The 21,793-nt window shown below is 71.8% G+C and carries 19 protein-coding genes, 2 tRNA genes and 1 pseudogene; 16 read left to right on the top strand and 6 right to left on the bottom strand.

What is annotated here, in order from left to right; translation table 11 throughout:
- Nucleotides 1-20 precede the first annotated feature (20 nt).
- Nucleotides 21-444, bottom strand: a pseudogene (locus tag ACH4DX_RS01000) (decarboxylase); the annotation flags it as partial.
- Nucleotides 445-1,013: 569 nt separating this feature from the next.
- Here ACH4DX_RS01000 and ACH4DX_RS00995 point away from each other — a divergent pair.
- The gene (locus tag ACH4DX_RS00995; RefSeq protein ID WP_398154148.1) at nt 1,014-1,949 is read left to right on the top strand and encodes a D-2-hydroxyacid dehydrogenase; all 936 of its coding nucleotides are present in this window, start codon (nt 1,014-1,016) and stop codon (nt 1,947-1,949) included.
- Nucleotides 1,950-2,121: 172 nt separating this feature from the next.
- A complete protein-coding gene (locus ACH4DX_RS00990) occupies nt 2,122-3,543 on the top strand; it encodes an amidase (RefSeq protein ID WP_398116604.1) in 1,422 nt (473 codons plus the stop codon).
- Nucleotides 3,544-3,566: 23 nt separating this feature from the next.
- On the opposite strand, the gene ACH4DX_RS00985 is transcribed toward ACH4DX_RS00990, so the two are convergent.
- A complete protein-coding gene (locus tag ACH4DX_RS00985) occupies nt 3,567-4,055 on the bottom strand; it encodes a DUF3830 family protein (RefSeq protein WP_398153520.1) in 489 nt (162 codons plus the stop codon).
- Between the two features lie 223 nt (nt 4,056-4,278).
- On the opposite strand from ACH4DX_RS00985, the gene ehuB reads away from it, so the two are divergent.
- From ehuB to ACH4DX_RS00940, 9 genes are all read left to right on the top strand, one after another.
- On the top strand, nt 4,279-5,133 hold the full coding sequence (gene ehuB, locus ACH4DX_RS00980) for an ectoine/hydroxyectoine ABC transporter substrate-binding protein EhuB (protein ID WP_398118004.1): 855 nt from the start codon (nt 4,279-4,281) through the stop codon (nt 5,131-5,133).
- Nucleotides 5,130-5,876, top strand: coding sequence for an ectoine/hydroxyectoine ABC transporter permease subunit EhuC (gene ehuC / locus ACH4DX_RS00975; protein ID WP_398116601.1), 747 nt, complete (start codon nt 5,130-5,132; stop codon nt 5,874-5,876). Before ehuB ends, ehuC begins: the two co-directional genes overlap by 4 nt.
- The gene (gene ehuD, locus ACH4DX_RS00970) at nt 5,873-6,538 is read left to right on the top strand and encodes an ectoine/hydroxyectoine ABC transporter permease subunit EhuD (RefSeq protein WP_398153519.1); all 666 of its coding nucleotides are present in this window, start codon (nt 5,873-5,875) and stop codon (nt 6,536-6,538) included. The genes ehuC and ehuD overlap by 4 nt, the downstream gene beginning before the upstream one ends.
- Nucleotides 6,528-7,343, top strand: coding sequence for an ectoine/hydroxyectoine ABC transporter ATP-binding protein EhuA (gene ehuA, locus ACH4DX_RS00965; protein ID WP_398153518.1), 816 nt, complete (start codon nt 6,528-6,530; stop codon nt 7,341-7,343). Before ehuD ends, ehuA begins: the two co-directional genes overlap by 11 nt.
- Nucleotides 7,344-7,546: 203 nt before the next feature.
- Nucleotides 7,547-8,305: an IclR family transcriptional regulator gene (locus ACH4DX_RS00960; protein WP_398154147.1), complete on the top strand. Its 759-nt coding sequence runs from the start codon at nt 7,547-7,549 to the stop codon at nt 8,303-8,305.
- A 61-nt stretch (nt 8,306-8,366) separates the two neighbouring features.
- Nucleotides 8,367-8,440: transfer RNA gene (locus tag ACH4DX_RS00955), tRNA-Lys, on the top strand.
- A 167-nt stretch (nt 8,441-8,607) separates the two neighbouring features.
- Nucleotides 8,608-9,336: a thioesterase II family protein gene (locus tag ACH4DX_RS00950; RefSeq protein WP_398116594.1), complete on the top strand. Its 729-nt coding sequence runs from the start codon at nt 8,608-8,610 to the stop codon at nt 9,334-9,336.
- Nucleotides 9,337-9,409: 73 nt separating this feature from the next.
- Nucleotides 9,410-10,432 (top strand): endo alpha-1,4 polygalactosaminidase, encoded by a 1,023-nt coding sequence (locus ACH4DX_RS00945; RefSeq protein WP_398153517.1) that lies wholly within the window; start codon nt 9,410-9,412, stop codon nt 10,430-10,432.
- Nucleotides 10,433-10,575: 143 nt separating this feature from the next.
- Nucleotides 10,576-10,950, top strand: a complete 375-nt coding sequence (locus ACH4DX_RS00940) for a hypothetical protein (protein WP_398116590.1) — start codon at nt 10,576-10,578, stop codon at nt 10,948-10,950.
- Nucleotides 10,951-11,028: 78 nt separating this feature from the next.
- Here ACH4DX_RS00940 and ACH4DX_RS00935 read toward each other — a convergent pair whose 3' ends face one another.
- From ACH4DX_RS00935 to ACH4DX_RS00925, 3 genes are all read right to left on the bottom strand, one after another.
- The gene (locus ACH4DX_RS00935; protein WP_398153516.1) at nt 11,029-11,703 is read right to left on the bottom strand and encodes a response regulator; all 675 of its coding nucleotides are present in this window, start codon (nt 11,701-11,703) and stop codon (nt 11,029-11,031) included.
- Nucleotides 11,661-12,944, bottom strand: coding sequence for a sensor domain-containing protein (locus ACH4DX_RS00930; protein ID WP_398154146.1), 1,284 nt, complete (start codon nt 12,942-12,944; stop codon nt 11,661-11,663). The genes ACH4DX_RS00935 and ACH4DX_RS00930 overlap by 43 nt, the downstream gene beginning before the upstream one ends.
- 259 nt (nt 12,945-13,203) lie before the next feature.
- Nucleotides 13,204-13,803 carry a lytic polysaccharide monooxygenase gene (locus tag ACH4DX_RS00925; protein WP_398116586.1) on the bottom strand — a complete coding sequence of 200 codons (600 nt, stop codon included), beginning with the start codon at nt 13,801-13,803 and terminating at the stop codon, nt 13,204-13,206.
- A gap of 464 nt (nt 13,804-14,267) precedes the next feature.
- On the opposite strand from ACH4DX_RS00925, the gene ACH4DX_RS00920 reads away from it, so the two are divergent.
- The 4 genes from ACH4DX_RS00920 (at nt 14,268) to ACH4DX_RS00905 (ending at nt 19,468) form a co-directional block, all read left to right on the top strand.
- Nucleotides 14,268-14,341: transfer RNA gene (locus ACH4DX_RS00920), tRNA-Lys, on the top strand.
- Nucleotides 14,342-14,493: 152 nt separating this feature from the next.
- Nucleotides 14,494-15,207: a FadR/GntR family transcriptional regulator gene (locus ACH4DX_RS00915; RefSeq protein ID WP_398116584.1), complete on the top strand. Its 714-nt coding sequence runs from the start codon at nt 14,494-14,496 to the stop codon at nt 15,205-15,207.
- A gap of 326 nt (nt 15,208-15,533) precedes the next feature.
- Nucleotides 15,534-17,534: a glycosyltransferase family 2 protein gene (locus tag ACH4DX_RS00910; protein ID WP_398153515.1), complete on the top strand. Its 2,001-nt coding sequence runs from the start codon at nt 15,534-15,536 to the stop codon at nt 17,532-17,534.
- A complete protein-coding gene (locus ACH4DX_RS00905; protein WP_398153514.1) occupies nt 17,531-19,468 on the top strand; it encodes a galactose oxidase-like domain-containing protein in 1,938 nt (645 codons plus the stop codon). Before ACH4DX_RS00910 ends, ACH4DX_RS00905 begins: the two co-directional genes overlap by 4 nt.
- A 165-nt stretch (nt 19,469-19,633) precedes the next feature.
- Here ACH4DX_RS00905 and ACH4DX_RS00900 read toward each other — a convergent pair whose 3' ends face one another.
- Nucleotides 19,634-20,674, bottom strand: a complete 1,041-nt coding sequence (locus ACH4DX_RS00900) for a glycoside hydrolase family 6 protein (protein WP_398153513.1) — start codon at nt 20,672-20,674, stop codon at nt 19,634-19,636.
- 165 nt (nt 20,675-20,839) lie between these two features.
- Between ACH4DX_RS00900 and ACH4DX_RS00895 the strand changes: the two genes are divergently transcribed.
- Nucleotides 20,840-21,658 (top strand): ANTAR domain-containing protein, encoded by an 819-nt coding sequence (locus ACH4DX_RS00895; protein ID WP_398153512.1) that lies wholly within the window; start codon nt 20,840-20,842, stop codon nt 21,656-21,658.
- The last annotated feature ends 135 nt before the right edge of the window (nt 21,659-21,793 follow it).

The raw sequence follows: 21,793 nt of genomic DNA, 5'->3' as shown, positions 1-21,793 counted from the left end.
AGGGTGCCGAACTCCGCGGTGCCCGGCCGTGCGCCCGCGTCGACCAGTGCTTGGTAGGGCCCCACCGCACGCGTACCCAGCTTCCGCAGGGCCGACCACATCGTCACCTGGTTCGCCGAGATCACCGGCATCCGCAGCTCCGCCTTCAGCTGCGGGATGACGTCGTACGTGGGCAGGTTCGTACAGCTGATGAACAGGGCGTCGACGGGTCCTCGTACCGCGCGCCTCGCCCTCGGGTTCGGCGGCCGTCAGCGCCCGTACCGCCTCCGCCAGGGTCTCGTGCTCGCTGACCAGGCGTGCCAGGTCGAGGCTGACTTCGACGGGTACGTAGGGCGTGCGGGTCAGGTGCAGGGAGATCTCGTCCGGGACCCAGCGCCACAACTCGCGGTCCAGGGCGAAGTCGAAGGGGGCGACGACACCGACACCGCGCTGCGGGTGCGGCCCCGAGGGTGGGAAGGGAGGAGAAGGAGGTGACGTCCATGAGCTGGCCCCAAGTTCTGCGTGCGGTGCGGTGACAGGGCCGGCCGAGGGCCGGGAGTGATGCGGTCGGCGCGACGCGCCGGGACGTCGGGACGTCGGGACGTCGGGACGTCGGGACGTCGGGACGAGGGTGCGTGTGCGGCGAGCACACCGTGCGCGCGACGGGGCAGCACGCTGTGCGCCCGCCCCCGTGGTGCCGGCGGGGACTGCCTCTGTTGACGAAGGTAGGTTCGGGTGCCAGCGTGGTCAATCCGCACATCTCAGACGGTGGGGAACGCCGGCCGCCGAAGGTCGCGGCAGTCGTCCCGACGCTCTCCCAGGGAAGCGGGCTCTCGTTGCGAAAAGCTTTCTCCGCCATGTCCGCCGTGTCCGAAGGCCCCGTCTCCGGTGCCGCTTCCGGTGCCGTCCCCGGAGCCGGGGCGTCCGGAAGCACGGCTTCGCCGGGGGGCGCGCCCCGGGGCGCCAAGGCCCCGGGTACGGCGTCCGACGAGCCCCCCGCACGCCCCGGCACCCCCGCCGTGCCCACGGTCCTGATCCTCGACGCCCCCGCCCCCGCGCCCCCGCCCCGCCTCGGCTCGCTGACGGGCCGCGCCCGGGTGCTGCACGCCGACGAGGAGACCCTCGCGGACCGGCTGCCGGAGGCGGACGTGCTGCTCGTGTGGGACTTCCTGTCGCACGCGGTCCGGCACGCCTGGCCGGGCGCGGGGCCGCGCCCCTCCTGGGTGCACACCGCGAGCGCGGGCGTCGACCATCTGCTGTGCCCCGAACTCGCCGCGTCCGAGGCCGTGGTGACCAACGCCCGCGGCATCTTCGACGAGCCGATCGCCGAGTACGTCGCCGCCCTGGTGCTCGCCCTGGCCAAGGACCTGCCGCGCACCCTCGACCTCCAGCGGGAGCGGACCTGGCGGCACCGCGAGAGCCGCCGGGTGACGGGCACGCGCGCGTGCGTCGTGGGCTCGGGCCCGATCGGCCGTGCCATCGTGCGCACCCTGAAGGCACTCGGCATCGCGGCCGTCCTCGTCGGGCGCACCGCGCGGACCGGTGTGTACGGGCCCGACGACCTGGACCGGCTGCTGGCGCGGGCCGACTGGGTGGTGTGCGCGGCGCCGCTGACGGACGACACCCGCGCCATGTTCGACGAGCGCCGGTTCGGTGTCATGCAGCCTTCGGCGTGCTTCGTCAACGTGGGCCGCGGGCAGCTCGTCGTCGAGGACGACCTGGCGGCGGCCCTGTCGAAGCGGTGGATCGCGGGGGCCGCGCTCGACGTCTTCGAGCGGGAGCCGCTGCCTGCGGACAGCCCGCTGTGGAGCGCCCCGGGGCTGATCGTCTCGCCGCACATGAGCGGTGACACGGTCGGCTGGCGGGACGAGCTCGGGGCGCAGTTCGTGTCCTTGTTCGGCCAGTGGGAGGAGGGCCGGCCGCTGACGAACGTGGTCGACAAGAAACGTGGGTATGTCCCAGGGCACTGATCGCCGCCGCCCTCCTTCGCCCTCGCACCCCATCGCCCTCGCACCCCTTCGCCCTCGCCTTCGCACCCCATCGCCCTCGCCTTCGCACCCCCTCGTCTTCGCACCACCTCGTCTCCGCACCCCTTCGCCTCCGCACCCCTTCGCCTTCGCCCCGCCTCGCTGAGGAGCACGCATGACCGAGCTCACGGACCTCACCGCCGTCCAACTCGTCGACGGCTACCGCAAGGGCGAATTCAGCCCCGTCGACGTCACCCGTGCGGTGCTGCGCAGGGCCGAGGAGATCCAGCCGGTCGTGAACGCGTTCGTACGCCTCGACCACGAGGGCGCCCTCGCCCGGGCCGAGGAGAGCACGGCGCGCTGGCGGCGCGGGGAGCCGGCGGGCCTCGTCGACGGGGTGCCGGTCACCGTGAAGGACATCCTGTTGCAGCGCGGCGCGCCCACCTTCCGTGGTTCCCGGTGCGTGTCGGAGCAGGGGACGTGGGACGAGGACGCGCCGTCGGTGGCGCGGCTGCGCGAGCACGGCGCGGTGTTCGTCGGCAAGACGACGACGCCGGAGTTCGGCTGGAAGGCCGTGACGGACAGCCCCCGGCACGGCATCACCCGCAACCCGTACGACGCGACGCGCACCACCGGCGGGTCGAGCGGCGGCAGCGCGGCGGCGGTGGCGCTCGGGGCGGGTCCGCTGTCGCTCGGCACGGACGGCGGCGGCTCGGTGCGCATCCCGGCGGCGTTCTGCGGGATCTTCGGGTTCAAGCCGACGTACGGCAGGGTGCCGCTGTATCCGCCGTCGGCGTTCGGCACCCTCTCCCATGTCGGCCCCATGACGCGGGACGCGGCCGACGCCGCCCTGCTGATGGACGTGATCGCGGCTCCGGACGCGCGGGACTGGTCGCAGCTCGCCCCGGCCGCGGGCAGTTTCCGCCAGGGAGCGGGAGGCGGTGTGCGGGGGCTGCGGGTCGCCTATTCGCCCTCGCTCGGCGGGCAGGTCGCGGTGCGGCCCGCCGTCGCCGCCGCGGTGCGCGGCGCGGTGCAGCGGCTCGCCGCGCTCGGCGCGTACGTGGAGGAGGCGGACCCCGACTTCGCCGACCCGGTGGCGGCCTTCCAGACCCTGTGGTTCAGCGGCGCCGCGCGGGTCGCGCAGCGGCTGCCGCCCGACCGCGGGGCGCTGCTCGACCCAGGGTTCCGTGAGGTGTGCGGGCAGGGCGCCCGCTACGGCGCCCTGGACTATCTGGCCGCGGTGGACGTGCGTACGGAGCTGGGCCGCCGCATGGGGCGCTTCCACGAGCGGTACGACGTCCTGGTGACGCCGACGCTGCCGGTCACCGCGTTCGAGGCGGGCGTCGAGGTGCCCGCGCGGTCGGGCCTGCGGCGGTGGACGGGCTGGACCCCGTTCACGTACCCCTTCAACATGACGCAGCAGCCCGCGGCCAGCGTGCCCTGCGGGGCGGACGCGGAGGGGCTGCCCGCCGGGGTGCAGATCGTGGCGGCGCGGCACGCGGACGCGCTGGTCCTGCGGGTGGCGCAGGCGCTGTACGAGGGGGGCGGCGTGCCGGGTGTGCGGCCGGTGCCCCTGCCGCGCGCGGTGGCCTCCTGAGCGGAGGGCGGGACTGAAGGGGGCTAGGCGCGGCGGAAGTTCAGGGTCTCGCCGAGTGCGCCGGTGCGCCACAGGTCGTTGCAGGCCTCGGCCATCGCGTCGAGGCCGTCGACGAGTTGGCCCCAGACGATGCCGGGGACCCAGCCCGCATCGCCGTTGAGCAGCAGGTTGTTGCGCTCGTAGAACAGCGCGAGGTCGACGATGGTGCCCCGCTGTTCCTGGTCGTAGCCGTGGGACCCGGTGCCGAGCTCGGTCCCGGTGAAGGTGAAGTAGCACAGATCGCCGGGGACGGGGGTGACGGTCGGGTTCTCCAGGGGCGGCTCCTCAGCGGCGAAGGCCGGGAACAGGGCGTAGATCTCGTTGCGGGCGTACTTCGCGTGGTACACGTCCCCGCCCAGCGGCAGCGCGTCCCAGACGGCCGCGCAGGTGACCGGGGCCCGGTCGTCGAGGAGCTTGGCCGTGGCCCGAACACCCCGCTCGGCGAAGGCGACTTCGATGTATCGGTCTGCCATGTGCCCCATGGTCCTCCCCCGCGGGCCGCGGGCGTCAAGTGCGCAACGATCGGATCAGGGGCCGGAATTCACCGGCATACCTCGCTGCGAGTCGGGTAGCCGCGCGCCCATGGCTCCACCATCGAGCAACCCACACAAGGCCACGAACAAGACACAGAGCGCTTCGGAACCCGACGGCGGCGGCAGACGGACAGCGGACGGCGGTGGTCCGCGCGCCCCCGGGGTGCGGCGCAGATCCGTGCTGGCGTCGGCCGCCGTCCTCGGCACGGCCGGCGCACTCGGCGCGTCGGCGTGCAGCCGGGTGCCCACGGGCGACACCCTGGCCCGGCTGAAGTCGCAGGGCACGGTGCGGCTCGGCATCGCGGGCGAGGCGCCGTACGGGTACATCGACGACAAGGGCGACTTCACCGGCGAGGCGGTGGAACTCGCCCGGATCATCTGCAAGCGCCTCGGCGTCGACAAGGTGCAGCCCGTCGCCACTGACTTCTCTTCCCTGATCCCCGGGCTCAAGACACAGCAGTTCGACGTGGTGTCCGCCGGGATGTACATCAACAAAGAGCGCTGCCGGCAGGTGATCTTCTCGGATCCCGAGTACCAGATGCTGGACTCCTTCATCGTCCGCAAGGGCAACCCGAAGGGCCTGCACACCTACGCGGACGTCGTGCGCGAGAAGGCCAGGTTCGGCACCGGCACCGGCTACGCGGAGATCGCCTACGCCGTCGAGGCCGGGTACAAGGAGAGCGACATCGTGATCCTCCAGGACCCGGTGGCCGGTCTCAACGCCGTCGAGGCGGGCCGCATCGACGTCTTCGGCGGCACCGCGCTCACCGCCCGCGGCGTGGTGCGCAAGAGCCGCAAGGCCGAGGCCACCGAGGCCTTCGCGCCCCTGGTCGACGGCAAGAAGCACATCGACGGCGGCGGCTTCACGTTCCGTCCGAACGACACCGGGCTCCGGGACGCCTTCAACGTGGAGATCCACAAGATGAAGAGGAGCGGCGAGCTCTTCCGCGTCCTCAAGCGGTTCGGCTTCACCGAGGACGAGATGACGGACCTGACCGCAGAGGAGCTGTGCGGATGACAGCGGGACTGTGGGAACACTGGGTTCTCCCCGGCATCTGGATCACCGTCCAGCTCACCCTCTACAGCGCGGCCCTCGCGACCGCGGTGGCGTTCGGCGTCGGCATGGCGCGCACGCACCGGCTGCGCGTGGTGCGGTTCCTCGCCGGGTTCTACACCGAGATCTTCCGCGGCACGTCGGCGCTCGTCCTGATGTTCTGGATCTTCTTCGTCCTGCCGCAGCTCGCGGGCTGGGCACTGGTCCCGATGTGGGCCGCGGTGCTCGCACTCGGTCTCTCGTACGGGGCCTACGGCGCCGAGGTCGTCCGCGGCGCCCTGAACGCGGTGGCTCCCGCGCAGCGCGAAGCGGGGGTCGCGCTGAGCTTCACGCCCTGGCAGCGGATGCGGCTCATCCTGCTGCCGCAGGCCGTGCCCGAGATGATCCCGCCGTTCTCCAACCTGCTCGTCGAACTGCTCAAGGGCACCGCCCTGGTGTCGCTGCTCGGCATCGGTGACGTGTCCTTCGCCGCCTATCTGGTGCGGCTCGCGACCACCGAGAGCGCGGAGATCTACTCGATCACGCTCGTCGTCTACTTCGTCATCGCCTTCCTCCTCACACGTGGCATGCGCGTCCTGGAGCGCAGGGCCAAGGCGGGCATCGGGCAGCGGCCCGAACCCGGCGCCGGCATCATGCGCGGGATCAACCTCCGGAAGACGACCGCGGAGCCGAACAAGGTCGTCGCCGGCGGGGGTGGAGGGTCATGAACAACGGCACCGACACATGGGACTGGGGCGCCGTCTCCGACTTCATGCCGCACTTCTGGGACGGGCTGCTCATCACCCTCCAGGTGCTCGCCCTCGGATCGCTCATCTCCTTCTCGGTCGGACTGCTCTGGGCCCTGGCCCTCCGGGCGCCGACCCGGTTCGTCCGCTGGCCGGTCGGGATCCTCACCGAGTTCATCCGCAACACCCCGCTGCTCGTGCAGCTCTTCTTCCTGTACTTCGTGCTCCCCAAGTGGGACATCCAGTACTCCGCGATGACGACCGGCACCCTCGCGATCGGCCTGCACTACTCGACGTACACCGCGCAGGTCTACCGCGCGGGCATCGAGGCGGTGCCCGTCGGGCAGTGGGAGGCGGCGAAGGCGCTGAGCCTGTCCCCCACCCGCACCTGGACCGCGGTGATCCTGCCGCAGGCCGTGCGCCGGGTGATCCCCGCGCTCGGCAACTACGTCATCGCGATGCTCAAGGACACCCCGCTGCTCGCCGGCATCGGCGTGCTCGAACTGTTGCAGCGCTCGCGCCTGGAGGCCGCGCAGACCTTCCAGTACACGGAGGCACTGACCGTGGTCGGCGTCGCCTTCATCCTCATCGCCTATCCGTCCTCCCTCCTCCTGCGAGCCCTGGAGCGCCGTCTTGTCCGCTGACACGAACCCCACCAAGGAACAGCCGAACCCGGCCGTGGACGGCAGCGAGCTGATCCGCTTCGACAAGGTCGTCAAGCGCTTCGGGTCGAACACGGTCCTGGACGAGCTGGACTTCTCGGTCGCCTCCGGCAAGCACGTGACCCTGATCGGCCCCTCGGGATCCGGCAAGACGACGATCCTGCGCCTGCTGATGACGCTGCTCAAACCGGACGAGGGCACGATCAGGGTCGGCGGCGAGTACCTGACGCACGAGGAGAAGAACGGCAAGCTGGTCCCGGCGGGCGAGAAGCACGTACGCGAGGTCCGCAAGAACATCGGGATGGTCTTCCAGCAGTTCAACCTCTTCCCGAACATGAAGGTGCTCCGCAACATCACCGAGGCGCCGGTCACCGTCCTCGGCCTGTCCAAGGACGAGGCGGAGCAGCGGGCCCGCGACCTCCTCGACCTCGTCGGGCTCGGCGACCGCGCCGACGCCTACCCGACACAGCTGTCCGGCGGGCAGCAGCAGCGGGTGGCGATCGCGCGGGCCCTGGCGATGCGGCCGCAGGTGCTGCTCCTGGACGAGGTGACGTCCGCCCTCGACCCGGAGCTGGTCGCGGGCGTCCTCGACGTGCTGCGGGACATCGCGCACACCACGGACATCACGATGCTCTGCGTCACCCACGAGATGAACTTCGCCCGGGACATCTCCGACCAGGTGCTGATGTTCGACTCGGGCCGGGTGATCGAGTCCGGGCCGCCGGAGAAGATCTTCACGGCACCCGAGCGCGGCCGGACCAGGGAGTTCCTGTCGGCGGTGCTCTGACCCCGTAGGGGGCGCGGCGGGCGGCGGCAGGCCCGAGGAAGGACCCGATGCCCCCTACCCAGGGTCGATTTGACAGATATCGTGGAAGAGTCCGACCGGGCGGAGGCCGGGCCGGGGTCGGGCCGAGGCCGGACCAAGACCGGACGGAAGCCGGACCGAGGCCGGACCTGGGCCGGACCGAGGCCGTGACGAGGGGGGAGACCGTGGCGCTGCCGCACCAGCCGACCGACGCGCACCGATCGGTGCAGCACGCCCTGCGGGTCCTGGAGATCGTCGCCCGCCGCGGCACGGGCGTCGGCGAGGCCGACCTGGCCCGGCAGAGCGGAATGCACCCCGCCGAGCTGACGCCCCTCCTGCGCATGCTGCGCCGGGAGGGGTACGTCGGGCAGGTCGCCGACGGCGCGTACGTCACGGGCGCCTCGCTCACCCGCCTCGGCTCCGCCCACGACCGCGCCCGGGCGCTGCGGGAGAAGCTCCGGCACACCCTCGGCGGCCTGCGGGACACCCTGGGTGCCGCGGTCTACGTCAGCCGGTACGTGGACGGTGAGATCCGGGTCACGGACTTCGCGGACGGCCCGCGGGCGCCGAAGGTCAACGAATGGGTGGACTTCCGGGTCTCCGCCCACGCCAGTGCCGTCGGCAAGAGCCTGCTCGGCCAGCTCGACCTCGACGCCCGCCGGGACCACCTGTCGCGCCACAAGATGGCCCGCCTCACCTCGCGCACCATCACGAACGAACGCGTCCTGCTGAGCAACCTCGACGCCCAGGCCCCCACGGTCCCGGTCCTCGACCTCCAGGAGTACGCCGTCGGCACGGTCTGCGCCGCCGTCCCGATCACCGCGGGCGCCACGGTCGGCTCCCTGGCCCTCTCCCTGCCGGTCGCGAACGCCCACCGCCTGCACGCGGCCGCGGAGACCCTGAACAGGAAGGCGGCGCCGGTCCTGCTCTCCCTGGCGATCTAGCGGCGGGCGGCGTCCGGTTTTGAGCACCCCTCGGGACCAGGTATTATTTTCGAGTCAGCAGGCGCCGCTAGCTCAGTTGGTTAGAGCAGCTGACTCTTAATCAGCGGGTCCGGGGTTCGAGTCCCTGGCGGCGCACGAACGAGCAGGTCATCGACCTGTGACTGACATCGAAGGGCGCTCCCGATCACCGGGAGCGCCCTTCGCGTTTCCCCCGCGGGCGGCCCCCTGTGAAATCATGAACGGACAGAGCAGACATGCGTTCGCACACCGGCCGCGGTGCCGGTTCCGGGGGGAGTAACAGCATGGAGTGGACGGAGATCGTCGAGCCGCGGCCCTTCGCCGCGGCGCGGCTCGTGTGCTTTCCGCACGCGGGGGGCTCGCCCTACTTCTTCCGGTCGTGGAGCAAGGCGCTCCCGGACATCGAGGTGCACTCCGTGTGCTATCCGGGGCGCGCGCACCGCATCGGCGAGCCGCTCGCCACCGACCTGCCGCGGCTGGCCGGGGACATCGCACGGGAACTGCGGCCGCTGCCGGACGGGCGGCCCACGATGTTCTTCGGGCACAGCATGGGGGCCGCCGTCGCGTACGAGGCCGCGCGGGTCTGGCAGGCCGAGGGCGCGGGCGTGAGCCATCTCTTCGCCTCCGCCGCCCGTGCCCCGCACCTCGCGCAGGGCTCCCCCGAGCGGGTCGCCGAGATCGACGACGAGGCCGTCCTCACCCTGCTGTCCCGCCTCGGCGGCACCGACGCCGAACTGCTCGACAACCCGGCGTTCCTCGAGCTGGTCCTTCCCTATGTACGGGCCGACTTCCGCATGGTCGCGGGGTACGCGGGCCCGCGGGACGCTCCGCTCGACTGCCCCGTCACCGCCCTCGTCGGCGTGGAGGACGTGCGCGTCACCACCGAGCAGGCCACCGCCTGGCGGGAGGCGACCCGGGGCGCCTTCACGTTCCTGTCCCGTCCCGGCGGGCACTTCTACCTCGCCGAGGACCCGCCGTTCGCCGCCATCGAGGAGGCCCTGCGGGCGGGCTGACGGTACAGGGCGGGGCACACTGGAGCAGGCGTCGCACCACAGCGCAAAAGGCACGGAACGACAGGACGGCCAGATGCTCACCCACAGCCCCACCCGCTCCATAAGCTCCACCAGCTCCACCAGCTCCATGGGCTCCATCGGCTCCATCGGCTCCATCGGCGCCTCAGGCTCCACCAGCCCCTCGCGCTCCTCACGTGTCTCACGCGCCGCACGTACCTCCCGCGCCTCCCGCCCGGTGACCCGCACGGCCGCCCGTACCGTCCTCGTGCTCGCCGCCGCCCTCGTGGTGCTCACCGGCTGCTCGTCCGGCACGGAGTCCGACAGGCAGCCCGACAAGGAGCCCGGCAAGCGCTCCGGCGCGGCCGAGGACACCGGCGCCCCCCGCCTGCCCCGCCCCGCCATGGCCTTCGACTACCAGCTGGGCGGCGCCTACGCGCCCCCCGGCGGTGTGCGCGCGGTCTCCCGCGACCGTGCCGCGAAGCCCGCGCCCGGCCGCTACAACATCTGCTACGTCAACGCCTTCCAGGCCCAGCCCGGCAAGAAGGCCGCCGCCTGGTGGAACGACAAGCACCCCGAGCTGGTCCTGCGCGACGACGACGGCGACCCGGTGATCGACGAGGACTGGAACGAGCCGCTGCTCGACATCTCCACCGCCGCCAAGCGCGAGGAACTCCTCGGCGTCGTCGGCCCCTGGATCGACGGCTGCGCGCGCGCCGGCTTCGACGCCGTCGAGCCCGACAACCTCGACTCCTACGCCCGCTCCGAGAAGCTGCTCGACACCGACGACGCGGCGGCCTTCGCGCGGCTCCTCGTCCGCAGGGCCCACGACCAGGGGCTCGCCATCGCGCAGAAGAACACCGCCGAACTCCTGGACGAGCGGGTCGGGTTCGACTTCGCGGTCGTCGAGGAGTGCGGACAGTACGACGAGTGCGGGGACTTCGCGTCGGCGTACGACCGCAGGGTCTTCGACATCGAGTACGAGCACAAGGGCCATGAGGCGGCGTGCCGCGACTGGGGCGGGAAGCTGTCCGTGGTGCTGCGCGACCGCGATGTGCGGCCCGCCGGGGAGGAGAGGTACGTGTACCGGCGCTGCTGAGGCACGTCGGGGGCGGGCCGGATGCCTCGACGCCCTGTCATGTCCTTGGCGTATCTCCGGGGGAAGCGGCCGCCGCCCCCTCGCCGCGACCGCCAGGATGCTGTTCGCCCTGCACGACGCCCCTTCCGCTCAAGGAGTGACCTGTGCGCGTACGAACCCTGCGTACCCTGTCGGCCACCGGCCTCGGCACCCTGCTGGTGGCGTCCGCCCTGGCAGTCGCGGCCCCCGCGGCCCGGTCGGCCACCGCCACGCACTGCGCGAACGCCAACCGCATCGACTACGCCGCGGTGCCCAACCCGGTCTTCCTCACCCACCGCGACGAGTGCCCGGGGTACGCGGACGGCGGCGCGCCCTACGTCTTCGTCATCGACACGGTGCGCATCCTGCGCATCGGCTTCCCCACTCCGGGGCAGAACACGTCCCATATCCAGTACGACATGAAGGCGACCTGCGGCAGCGTCCAGGAGGGTTCTTCAGGATCGCTGCGGGTCGACTCCTGCGTCTGGACCAAGGCCTGACGTACGGGGACCGAGGCTCCCTCAGGACAGGTAGCCGCCGGGCCCGGCGCGGGGTCGGGCCCGCGCCCGGCCTCGGGCTCATGCCCGGAGGAAGGCGAGGACGGCGAGGACCCTGCGGTGGGTGCCGTCGGCGGGTAACAGATCGAGTTTGGCGAGGATGTTGCCGACGTGTTTGCCCACCGCGGCCTCCGTGACGACGAGTTCGGCGGCGACGGCGGCGTTCGACCGGCCCTCGGCGACGAGCGCGAGCACCTCGCGCTCGCGGGGTGTGAGGCGCTCCAGGGGATCGCGCCGGTGCCGGAGGAGTTGGCGTACGACCTCGGGGTCCACGACCGTGCCGCCCTCCGCGACCCGGGTGAACGCGTCGACGAACTGCTCGACCTGCCCGACGCGGTCCTTCAGGAGGTAGCCGACGCCGCCGCCGTCCCCGGTGTCCAGCAACTCGGCGGCGTACGACCGCTGGACGTACTGGCTGAGCACGAGCACCGGCAGGCCGGGGCGCTCCTCGCGCAGGGCGATCGCGGCGCGCAGCCCCTCGTCCTGGAAGCCGGGCGGCATCCGCACGTCGGTGACGACGACGTCCGGCGCGTACGTGGCCACGGCCTCCCGCAGCGCCCGCGCGTCGCCGACGGCCGCGACCACCTCGTGGCCGAAGCGGCCGAGCACGCCGACGAGCCCTTCGCGCAGCAGCACGCTGTCCTCGGCGAGGACTACACGGTGGGCGCGGGGCCGCTCGACGGGCGCGGGAGGCACGGGATCTCCAGGGTCAGGACGGTGGGGCCACCGGGCGGGCTGGTGACGGTCAGTGTGCCATCGAGGACGGCGAGGCGGTCGGCGAGGCCGGTGAGGCCGGTGCCGCGCGCCGGGTCCGCGCCACCGGTGCCGTTGTCGCGGACGGTGATCCGCAGGCGGTCGCCGGTGTGCCGGGCGCGCACGGCGGCGCGGGTCGCCCCGCTGTGCCGGGCGACGTTGGCGAGGGCCTCGCGGACCGCGAAGTACCCCGCGGACTCCACGGGTTCGGGCAGCCTCGGCAGTTCGGCGTCGGTGTCCACGGGCACCGGGGAGCGGTCCGCCGCGTCCTCGACGGCGGCGGGCAGGCCGTAGTCGGCAAGCACCTGGGGGTGGATGCCGCGGATAAGTTCGCGCAGCTCGGCGAGGACGGCGTCGGCCTCGCCGTGCGCGGCGGCGAGGCGGCGCGCGAGCGGGCCGCCCGGCTCGGCGTCCAGGCGGGCGAGGCCGAGGCTCATGCTCAGGGCGACGAGGCGCTGCTGCGCGCCGTCGTGCAGGTCCCGCTCGATGCGGCGGCGTTCGGCTTCGAAGGCGGTGACGAGACGGGCCCGCGAGCGGGTCACCTCGGCGAGCCGGGCCCGGGTCTCGCTCTCGCGCGGGGCGAGCAGGAGCCGGGCGAGGGCGGCGCGTGCGGTGGCGTACGCGCCGAGTGGGTACAGGAGTACGAGGAGCAGGACCAGGCCGAGTGCCGCGGTGCCGCAGGCGGCCGGGTAGCTGTCGACCAGCCACACCTTGGCAGGCCGTACGCCGCCGGAGTCCGGGCCGCCCGCGAGCGCGAGGTGCGCGGGGGCGGCGGTGAGGAGGGCGGGCAGGGCCAGGGTGCAGGCGGCCACGGCGAGGTCCAGGGGCCACAGGACGAACGCCATCAGAACGGTGTACGCGAGTTCGCGCCAGGTCGCCTGTTCACCCAGGCGCAGCCGGAGCCAGGCAGTGAGGCCGGGGGTGTCCGGGGCGGGGTGGGGGCTCGGTGCGGGGGCCGGGTCCACCGGGCGCAGGCGCCGGCGCTCCAGGGCGGCGACGGGGAGGCCCGTCAGGGCGAGGAGCAGCAGGAGGGGGAGGCCTACGGCCACGACGGTGAGGGTGATGCCCGTGGCCAGGCCGGTCACGAGGAACGCGAGCAGCAGGGCGCCCAGGGGGGCGCCCGCCGTCACGTAGCCCGCCGCCCGCCACGGGGCGGAGCCCGTCAGGTACCCGCGGGTCCGCAGAGCTGCCCATACGCTGGTGCGTTCCGCGTTGCGTTCCACGCGGGCACGGTAGTCGCCGCCCGTCACCGGGCGTGGCGCCCCCCACCGGCTCCGCGGCGGTCACCCGGCCTCCCGCCCGTCACCGGAACGCCCTGCGCACGCCGTCGCTCTCGCGTACGGCGTGCGCAGAACCTACCCGTGGGGGGTGGCTGGACTCCCACTCACTCGATCAGCCGGTTGGCCGCTGGACCGCGCTCGGAGCCGGATGTCCGAGCAGGGCTCAGTACTGGACGTCCGAGCAGGCGTAGAACGCGTTCGCCGTGTCGTGGACGTTCCACACCGCCACGATCACGTGGTGGCCGCTGCGGCCGCCCGGGATCGTGCCGCTGTGCGACAGCGTCGCCGGCGGCTGCTGACCGCCGTAGGGGACGTTGAAGAACGGCTGGGGCTCGAGCGACGCCCGCGTGATCGGCTGGCTCTCGTTCCACCCCGGCTTGGTGATGTAGTACGCGAAGTTGGTGGTGCGGTGCCGGGCCGTGAACTGCCAGCGGAAGCTGTAGTTCTGGCCTCCCGAGACCTTCGTCGTGGGCCACGCGCCGCCGTTCGGTGCCTTCGCACCGTTCAGCGCGTTGAAGCCCGCGACACCGGCGGAACATATCTTTCCGTCGGCCGGTCCTGAAGCCGGGAAGCCCTTGGGGCCCTCGACGCTCTGCGGTTCGTACTGGATCGAACCACAGCCCTGCACCACGCCCTTGGCGCAGTTGATCTGTCGGCTTGCGGGCAGGTCGGTGTAGCCATGGCTGCTGGCGCCGCCGGTCGAGAGCACGAACGCTCCCACCGTCGCCATCCCGAGCATGGCTGCGGAGATCTTCTTACGCATGCTGCTGCTCCTGAAGAACGTGGGGGTGTTCCTGGGCCGTGCGCGCGCTCACGGTCGTGCGTCACCCTTCGAGGCACCGTCGGTTCCCGAGACTGCTGCGTACCTCTGGGGCGATGTATGGGGAAGTGCTGGACGTGCAAGACGTGCTGGACGTGCAAGACGTGCTGGACGTGCAAGACGTGCAGGTGGTGCGTGGTGTGCAGGGGGTGCCACCACTGCGTGCCGTACGGGACGTGCGGTCTAGACCAAGTCTCAGATTATTGTCCGCAGTTGAACATGTCCAGACCAATCGTGGAGACGATCCTGACACGAGGCCCCCGCCAGGTCCCCGCGAGGACCCCGCGACGCCGCCACGAGTTCACCGTCCGGCTCCCGGTCCAGAAGCGGCCAGGGCGGAGCCTCCGAGCGCGTCCGGGTGGTCACGACCACCTCCCGCCGTCCGGTAGAGTTCTCCAGGTCAGCAGGCGCCGCTAGCTCAGTTGGTTAGAGCAGCTGACTCTTAATCAGCGGGTCCGGGGTTCGAGTCCCTGGCGGCGCACGACAGCGATGGCGAGATGCGTCCACGGAAAAGCGTGGACACATCTCGCCATCGTCCTCTTCCGCGCGGCTCCACCCACACCCCCTGCCCCGGTCAGGGCCCACCGCCCCCGCACCCTGGGTCCCCGCGGGCCCGGCCGCTACGGTTGCGCCATGCCACGCGACCTCCAGGAGCGGATCAAGAAGCTCATCATCGACCAGCGGCTGCCCTCCGGCGCCGTGCTGCCCACCGAGCCGGAACTGATGGGACGGCTCGGCGCCAGCAGGAACTCGGTGCGTGAAGCGCTGAAGGCACTCCAGGCGATGGGCATCGTCGAGATCCGGCACGGCTTCGGCACCTACGTCGGGCCGATGTCGATGGCCCCGATGATCGAGGGCCTGACCTTCCGCACGGTCGCGGGCCACTACCGGGGCGAGGACAGCCTCCTCCAGCTGCTCGAACTGCGCGAGGCCGTCGAGACCGGCCTGATCGCCCGCCTCGCGGGCTCCCTGCCCGCCGCCGACCTCGCGGACCTCGACGCCCTGGTGGACCGCATGGACGCCGAGGCCGCGGGCCCCGACGGCACCGTGCGCGCCGAGACGGACCGCGCCTTCCACGCCACCCTCTACCGCTGCCTGGGCAATCCCCTGCTCGGCGAGGTGCTGGAGGCGTTCTGGGACGCCTTCCACCGCGTGCGCACCGACCTGGTGGGCGTGCCCCAGGACCCCAAGGTCACCTGCCGCCAGCACCGGGAGATCCTGGCCGCGGTGCGCTCGTCCGACGTACCCCGGGCCGAACGGGCGATACGGGAACACTTCGGCAACATCCGCACCCGCCTGAGCGCTCCCGTCCCGCAAGGCGTCCCCCACGCCGCATATGACCGGTAAACCGCCCGTATCACCCTTGCGATCACGCGTGAGCGCGTAGAACCCTGACGGGAGGCCCGGGCCTGTCCCGGCTCTCTTGAGGCGCACGGCGGGGGCTCGGGCGGGGGCTCGTACACCGACCGCAAGAGGGGCCGTGTGAACGTCTGGACGGGGGTCCTCACGTTCATGAACGGGTGCCCGAGGGGGCAGTCTGCAACCGGACGGTCACCGCTCGCTGTCTTAGGGCGCGGTGGCAGTCCACAGACGCGCCCGGGCGATTCCGAGGGGATCCGAGCGGGCGGACGGACCGACGGACATACGGACGACCGTGTGCGGGGGGATGGCTCATGACGTCGACGCCGGGGGGCGGACCGCACAGCGACCCGTCCCGGACGACCCAGCTGCGGGCGCTCTCGCACCGGACGGGCGGCTTCAGACGGATCAAGAAGTCCCTGCCCCGCTACGACTACGAGCACTACAGCCGGCTCGCGGGCCCCCTCACCGAGCCGGATCCCACGCGGCCGTACCGGGTTCAGTACCGCTCACTGCTCTCCCAGGAGCCGCACCGCGTCCGCGCGGCGCTGATGCTCGGCGCGGCGCCACTGCTCTCCCTCGTCCTGCTCGCCTGGCTCCTCCAGCCCGAGCACTGGACGGAGCGCGACCACGTCGCGAACGACTGGCTCCCCGCGCTCGACATCGTCATGCTCGTCTCGATCGGACTGATCGAGTTCTTCCGCTGCATGAACGTCCTGTCCAACGCGCACGCCACCCTCGTCGCCCGGGACCCGGTCCCCGTGGTGCCCGAGGACGGCACCCGGGTCGCCTTCCTCACCTCGTTCGTGCCCGGCAAGGAGCCGATCGGGATGGTGACGAAGACCCTGGAGGCGGCGGTCCGACTGCGCCACCGCGGCCTCCTGCACGTGTGGCTGCTCGACGAGGGCGACGACCCCGAGGTCAAGGCGGTCTGCGCGCGCCTCGGCGTGCACCACTTCTCCCGCAAGGGCGTCGCCCACTGGAACCGGGCGAAGGGCCCGCACCGCGCCAGGACCAAGCACGGCAACTACAACGCCTGGCTCGACGCGCACGGCGACCACTACGACTACTTCGCCTCCGTGGACACCGACCACGTGCCGATGCCCAACTACCTGGAGCGGATGCTCGGCTTCTTCCGCGACCCGGACGTCGGCTTCGTCATCGGCCCGCAGGTGTACGGCAACTACGACACGTTCGTCACCAAGGCCGCCGAGTCCCAGCAGTTCCTCTTCCACGCCCTGATCCAGCGCGCGGGCAACGCCTACGGCTCGCCGATGTTCGTCGGCACGTCCAACGCTGTACGCATCAGCGCGCTGAAGCAGATCGGCGGGCTCTACGACTCGATCACCGAGGACATGGCGACCGGCTTCGAGATCCACCGCCACCGGAACCCGGTGACGGGCCGGAAGTGGAAGTCGGTCTACACCCCGGACGTGCTCGCGGTCGGCGAGGGCCCGAACGCCTGGACGGACTTCTTCACGCAGCAGCTGCGCTGGTCGCGGGGTACGTACGAGACCATCGTCAAGCAGTTCTGGAAGGCACCGTTCACGCTGCCTCCCGGCCGCTTCTTCAACTACACGATGATGGTCATCTTCTATCCGATGTCCGCGCTGAACTGGATCCTCGCGGCGCTCAGCTGCGCCCTGTTCCTCGGCCTCGGCGCGTCCGGCGTGAACATCGACCCGACCATCTGGCTGATGCTGTACGGCAACGCCTCCGCGCTCCAGATCGGCCTGTACGTCTGGAACCGCCGCCACAACGTGTCCCCGCACGAGCCCGAGGGCTCCGGCGGCGTCGCCGGCATGGTGATGTCGGCGCTGTCCGCGCCCGTCTACGCGCGCTCCCTGATGGACGCCGCGCTGCGCCGCAAGTCCTCGTTCGTGGTGACCCCCAAGGGAGAATCGGCGAGCCCGGACACCCTCTTCGGCACCTTCCGCATCCACCTGTTCTTCATCCTGGTCTTCGCGGGGTCGATCGCGGCGGCGTACGTGTACGACCACGCGCATCCGGCGATGATCGTCTGGGCCGCGTTCGCGCTCCTCGTCACGGCGGCGCCCGTCTTCGCCTGGCGGTACGGCATGTGGCAGGAGCGGAAGAAGTCCGCGGGACCGCCCGCGCGGCCCGGGTTCGGGAGCCACGTACCGCAGCCCTACTACGCCCCGCCGACCGCACGGCAGCCCGCGCCGCCGCACCAGGCCGTGCCGCAGCAGTACCCGCCGCATGTGCGGCCCGCGCCCCATCCCCCGCAGCGCAGGCCCAGTTGGGCCGCGCATGACGACACCGTGCAGATCGCCCTCGGGAGCCACGAACGATGAAGGACCCGTCTCGCCGCCGCCGCGCACGCCGCATCGCGATGGGCGCGGTGGTGGTGCTGGCCCTGGCCGGGATGAACGGCCCCTGGCTGTGGCGCGTGGGCTCCGAGAAGTACCACGACTACAAGATCGACCAGCCGGAGTACAAGGCGGACAACGGTCACTGGAAGGTGATCGACTTCCCCGAGGAGTACCGGCAGAACACGATCCACGCGTCGCTCCTGCACACCGGCAAGATCCTGATGGTGGCCGGCTCGGGCAACGTCCAGAAGAACTTCGACGCCAAGAAGTTCGACACCCGCCTGTGGGACCCGGTCAGGAACACCGTCAAGAAGGTGCCGACGCCCGTCGACCTGTTCTGCACCGGCCACACCCAGCTCGCCGACGGCAAGCTGCTCATCGCGGGCGGCACCAAGCGCTACGAGAAGCTCAAGGGCGACGTCACCAAGGCCGGCGGCCTGATGATCGTGCACAACGAGAACCCGGACAAGCCCGTCACGCTGCCCGCGGGCACCGAGTTCACCGGCAGGAAGAACGGCAGGACGTTCGTGTCCAAGGACCCGGTCGTCGTCGAGCGCGCCGAGAAGATCTTCGACAAGGACACGGGCGCGTTCCTGCGCAACGAGCCGGGCCTCGGCCGCATCTACGTCGAGGCGCAGCGCAGCGGCGCCGAGTACGAGACCGGCACCCAGGACAACTACCGCGTCCAGGGGCTCACCGGCGCCGACTCCCGCAACACCTACGGCATCGCGCAGAAACTCGCCCTGGACAAGAAGGACTTCCAAGGCATCAAGGACACCTTCGAGTTCGATCCGGTCGCCGAGAAGTACATCGAGGTCGACCCGATGAACGAGGCCCGCTGGTACCCCACGCTGACCACGCTCACCGACGGCAGGGTGCTCAGCCTCTCCGGCCTCGACGAGATCGGCCAGCTGGTGCCGGGCAAGAACGAGGTGTACGACCCGCGGACGAAGAAGTGGACGTACACCAAGGGCGTCCGGCAGTTCCCGACCTACCCGGCGATCTTCCAGATGGCCGACGGCAGGCTGTTCTACTCCGGTTCCAACGCCGGGTACGGGCCCGACGACGTCGGCCGTGACCCGGGCGTCTGGGACCTTAGGACCAACAGGTTCCAGAAGATCCCGGGCATGAGCGACCCGGACCTCCTGGAGACCTCCAACACCGTGGAGCTGCCGCCCGCGCAGGACCAGCGGTACATGGTCGTCGGCGGCGGTGGTGTCGGCGAGTCCAAGGAGTCCTCCGCCAAGTCCCGGATCGTGGACCTGAAGGAGGCCGCCCCCAGGTTCAGGGACGGTCCGGAGCTGGGCAGGGGCACCCGCTATCCGCAGGCCTCGGTCCTGCCGGACGACTCCGTGCTCGTGTCCGGCGGCTCCGAGGACTACCGCGGCCGCGGCGACTCCGACGTCCGCGAGGCCCGGCTGTACGACCCGAGGTCCCATACCTTCGACAGGGTCGCCGACCCGCTCGTGGGCCGCAACTACCACGCGGGCTCGATCCTGCTGCCCGACGGCCGCGTGATGTTCTTCGGCTCCGACCCGCTGTACTCCGACGAGGGCAACAGCAAACCGGGCGTGTTCGAGCAGCGCGTGGAGATCTACACGCCGCCGTACCTCCACCACGGCGAACGGCCCGCCCTCGGCGCGGGCCCGAAGACCATCGAGCGGGGCGGCTCCGGCACGTTCGCGGCGCCCGGGGCCGCCGCCCTCGAGAAGGCGCGCCTCATCCGCCCTTCGGCGAGCACCCATGTCACGGACGTCGACCAGACGTCGATCGCCCTCGCCATGAAGAAGTCCGGCGACCGGATCACCGTCTCCGTACCGGAGAACCGCAGCCTGGTGGAGTCCGGCTGGTACATGCTCTTCGTGACCGACGGCGAGGGCACCCCGAGCAGGGCCCGCTGGGTCCACGTGCCGTGAGCCGTGCCCCGTCAGGGGCGCGAGGTACCGTGCCCCGTCAGGGGCGCGGGGAACTGCGCGACCGGCCACGAAAAGGCCGCGGACGCGTCTGCACAGTTGCCCGGCAGACGCGTCTGCGGCTCGTCGCGCGCTGAGCGCGCAGTTCCCCGCGCCCCTGGCGGGGCGCTAGTTGCCGCCCTCGGCAAGGGCGAGGGCGTACTCGGGCCACCACTGCCCGGCCCGCGGGCCACCGCGACACGTCCCGTCGGACTCCCCGGGACGCTTGACCCAGACGAAGGCGTCGACCAGGTCGTCACCCGTCTCGGTGCTCGGAACCTCCCCCAGGGCCCGCCCGGGAGGGTTGCACCAGGGGTCCTTACCCTCGGTGTAGGGCCCGTTCCCGTTGCGGCTGGTGTCGATGACGAACGGCTTGTCGCCGACCTTGGCGGAGAGCGCCTTGCCGTACGCCTTGCTGGCCTCGGTGGTCTGGAAGTTGGAGACGTTCACCGAGAAGCCGTCGGCCTGCTCGACGCCCGACCGCTTCAGGGGCTCCCAGAGCGAGTCGGGCTTCGACCAGCCCGCGTTGCCCGCGTCCAGGTAGACCTTGGTGTTCCTCAGGGACTTGAGCCTCGCGACGGCACCCTTCAGGAGGTCGTACCGCTCCTCGTGGAACTCCCCGGGCGTGCACCGGTCGACGATGTGCAGGACCGCGTCCGGCTCCAGGACGACCGTGGCGTGCCGGTCTCCGATGCCCTTGGCCACGCCGTCGATCCAGCCGCGGTAGGCGTTGCCGTCGGCGGCGCCGCCCTTGGAGAACCGGCCGCAGTCGCGGTGCGGGATGTTGTAGAGGACGAGCAGCGCGTCGCGGTCGGCCTTCTCGGCGGCCTCCGTGAACCCGCGCGCCTCCTCCTCGGGCTTCTCGGGGCCGATCCACTCGCCGACGGGCTGCTCGGCGATCCTGCGGATCCGGGCGGCCTCGTCCTTCCTGCCGTCCTTCTCGTACGCGGCGACCTGCTCGGCCGCGTTCCCCTGCGGATTCACCCAGAACGGGGCCTTGCCCGCGGGACGTTGGCTGACACCGGTGCCGGAACCCGCCCCGTGCCTGTCGCCCCCGTCGTCGGACGACGAGCACCCGGACAGCAGCAGCGCGGCCCCCGCGAGCGCCACCGTCGCCGCCGCCCCCCGGGACGCGAGGCCATGTCCGCGACCTGTGTTCCTGCGGTACATCCACTCCCCCTCGGGCGCACTGTCCGGTGCCCAATCCTGGCACAGCGGGGTGCGGCCCACGAGGTGCCGCCGCCCCGGCGGAGCACCCTGTCGAACACCTGTTACAGCCCCCCGAACGGGGGTAGGGGCAGGGACATGGGGGGCTGCGGCGAATCAGGGAGGTCCATGCGCGGCCGTACCTCTGCGTTGAAGCTCGCGGCGGTTCTCATGGAGTCCGTGGACACGGTCTGCGACGACTTCGACGCCGAGCGCCACCTGTGCCGCGTGTCCCAGAACTGCGCCGAACTCCTCGACGCTCTCGCCGTCGGCGTGATGTACACCGACAAGAGCAGCACCGTCAGGATCGCCGCCGGCAGCCGGGGCGCCGAACTGGCCCGCGACCTCCTGGAGAACCAGCACCTCGGCGGGCCCTGCCTGGACTCCTACGGCACCGGCCACGCCGTGCCGCCCGTCCGCCTCGCCTCGGCCGACGCGCTCGCCCGCTGGCCCGACTTCACCGGGCGGGCCCGCGAGCGGGGCGTCGGCATGACCTTCGCGGTGCCGCTGCGCGCACGGGACCGGGTGCTAGGCGTCCTCAACGTCTTCTCCGCGGACCCGCTGAGCCCGCTGCCCGCCGCGGGCTGCCCGCACGAGAGCGAGGACGCGGACGCCCTTCAGGTCGCGCGGGCACTCGCCGACGCGGCCGCCGTCGGGCTGCACAACCACCGTGCGTACACCGGGTACCGCGACCTGTCCCGGCAGTTGCAGTCCGCGCTGACCAGCCGTGTCCGCATCGAGCAGGCCAAGGGCATGCTGGCCGAGCGCTGGCGGACCGGCCTCGACGACGCCTTCGAGGCGCTGCGGCGGTACGCGCGGCGGCACCGCCTCGCCATGGACACGGCCGCGACAATGGTGATCGACGGGAGCCTCGACGACACGGCCCTGCGCGGCGGCGCCCCCGAACGGCTCGGGCAGCCGGACCGGCCCCCCTCGGAGGCCCTCTAGGCCAGGGGCGGCTCGCGCTCTAGAGTCTGTGCCACGGCCCCGGCCCCCGACCCGAGTTCAGTGTTCCGACACCAGGGAAGCACCCGAGGCCTCCCGTGCCGACGCCGGGTTCCTCCCGCAGCCCGAGCGCGCGCG

The organism is Streptomyces sp. NPDC017940 (assembly GCF_044328435.1).
Classification (GTDB): Bacteria; Actinomycetota; Actinomycetes; order Streptomycetales; family Streptomycetaceae; genus Streptomyces.
Note: the sequence above shows the minus strand (reverse complement) of the source record. Positions and strands in the feature narration are given on the sequence as shown.

What these genes read in the sequence shown, in the direction of transcription:
- ACH4DX_RS00990 (WP_398116604.1), top strand. Translation starts at nt 2,122, where the DNA reads ATGACCGAGCTCACGGACCTCACCGCCGTCCAACTCGTCGACGGCTAC.
- ACH4DX_RS00985 (WP_398153520.1), bottom strand. Translation starts at nt 4,055, where the DNA reads ATGGCAGACCGATACATCGAAGTCGCCTTCGCCGAGCGGGGTGTTCGG.
- ehuC (WP_398116601.1), top strand. Translation starts at nt 5,130, where the DNA reads ATGACAGCGGGACTGTGGGAACACTGGGTTCTCCCCGGCATCTGGATC.
- ehuD (WP_398153519.1), top strand. Translation starts at nt 5,873, where the DNA reads ATGAACAACGGCACCGACACATGGGACTGGGGCGCCGTCTCCGACTTC.
- ACH4DX_RS00950 (WP_398116594.1), top strand. Translation starts at nt 8,608, where the DNA reads ATGGAGTGGACGGAGATCGTCGAGCCGCGGCCCTTCGCCGCGGCGCGG.
- ACH4DX_RS00945 (WP_398153517.1), top strand. Translation starts at nt 9,410, where the DNA reads ATGCTCACCCACAGCCCCACCCGCTCCATAAGCTCCACCAGCTCCACC.
- ACH4DX_RS00925 (WP_398116586.1), bottom strand. Translation starts at nt 13,803, where the DNA reads ATGCGTAAGAAGATCTCCGCAGCCATGCTCGGGATGGCGACGGTGGGA.
- ACH4DX_RS00915 (WP_398116584.1), top strand. Translation starts at nt 14,494, where the DNA reads ATGCCACGCGACCTCCAGGAGCGGATCAAGAAGCTCATCATCGACCAG.
- ACH4DX_RS00910 (WP_398153515.1), top strand. Translation starts at nt 15,534, where the DNA reads ATGACGTCGACGCCGGGGGGCGGACCGCACAGCGACCCGTCCCGGACG.
- ACH4DX_RS00905 (WP_398153514.1), top strand. Translation starts at nt 17,531, where the DNA reads ATGAAGGACCCGTCTCGCCGCCGCCGCGCACGCCGCATCGCGATGGGC.
- ACH4DX_RS00900 (WP_398153513.1), bottom strand. Translation starts at nt 20,674, where the DNA reads ATGTACCGCAGGAACACAGGTCGCGGACATGGCCTCGCGTCCCGGGGG.
- ACH4DX_RS00895 (WP_398153512.1), top strand. Translation starts at nt 20,840, where the DNA reads ATGCGCGGCCGTACCTCTGCGTTGAAGCTCGCGGCGGTTCTCATGGAG.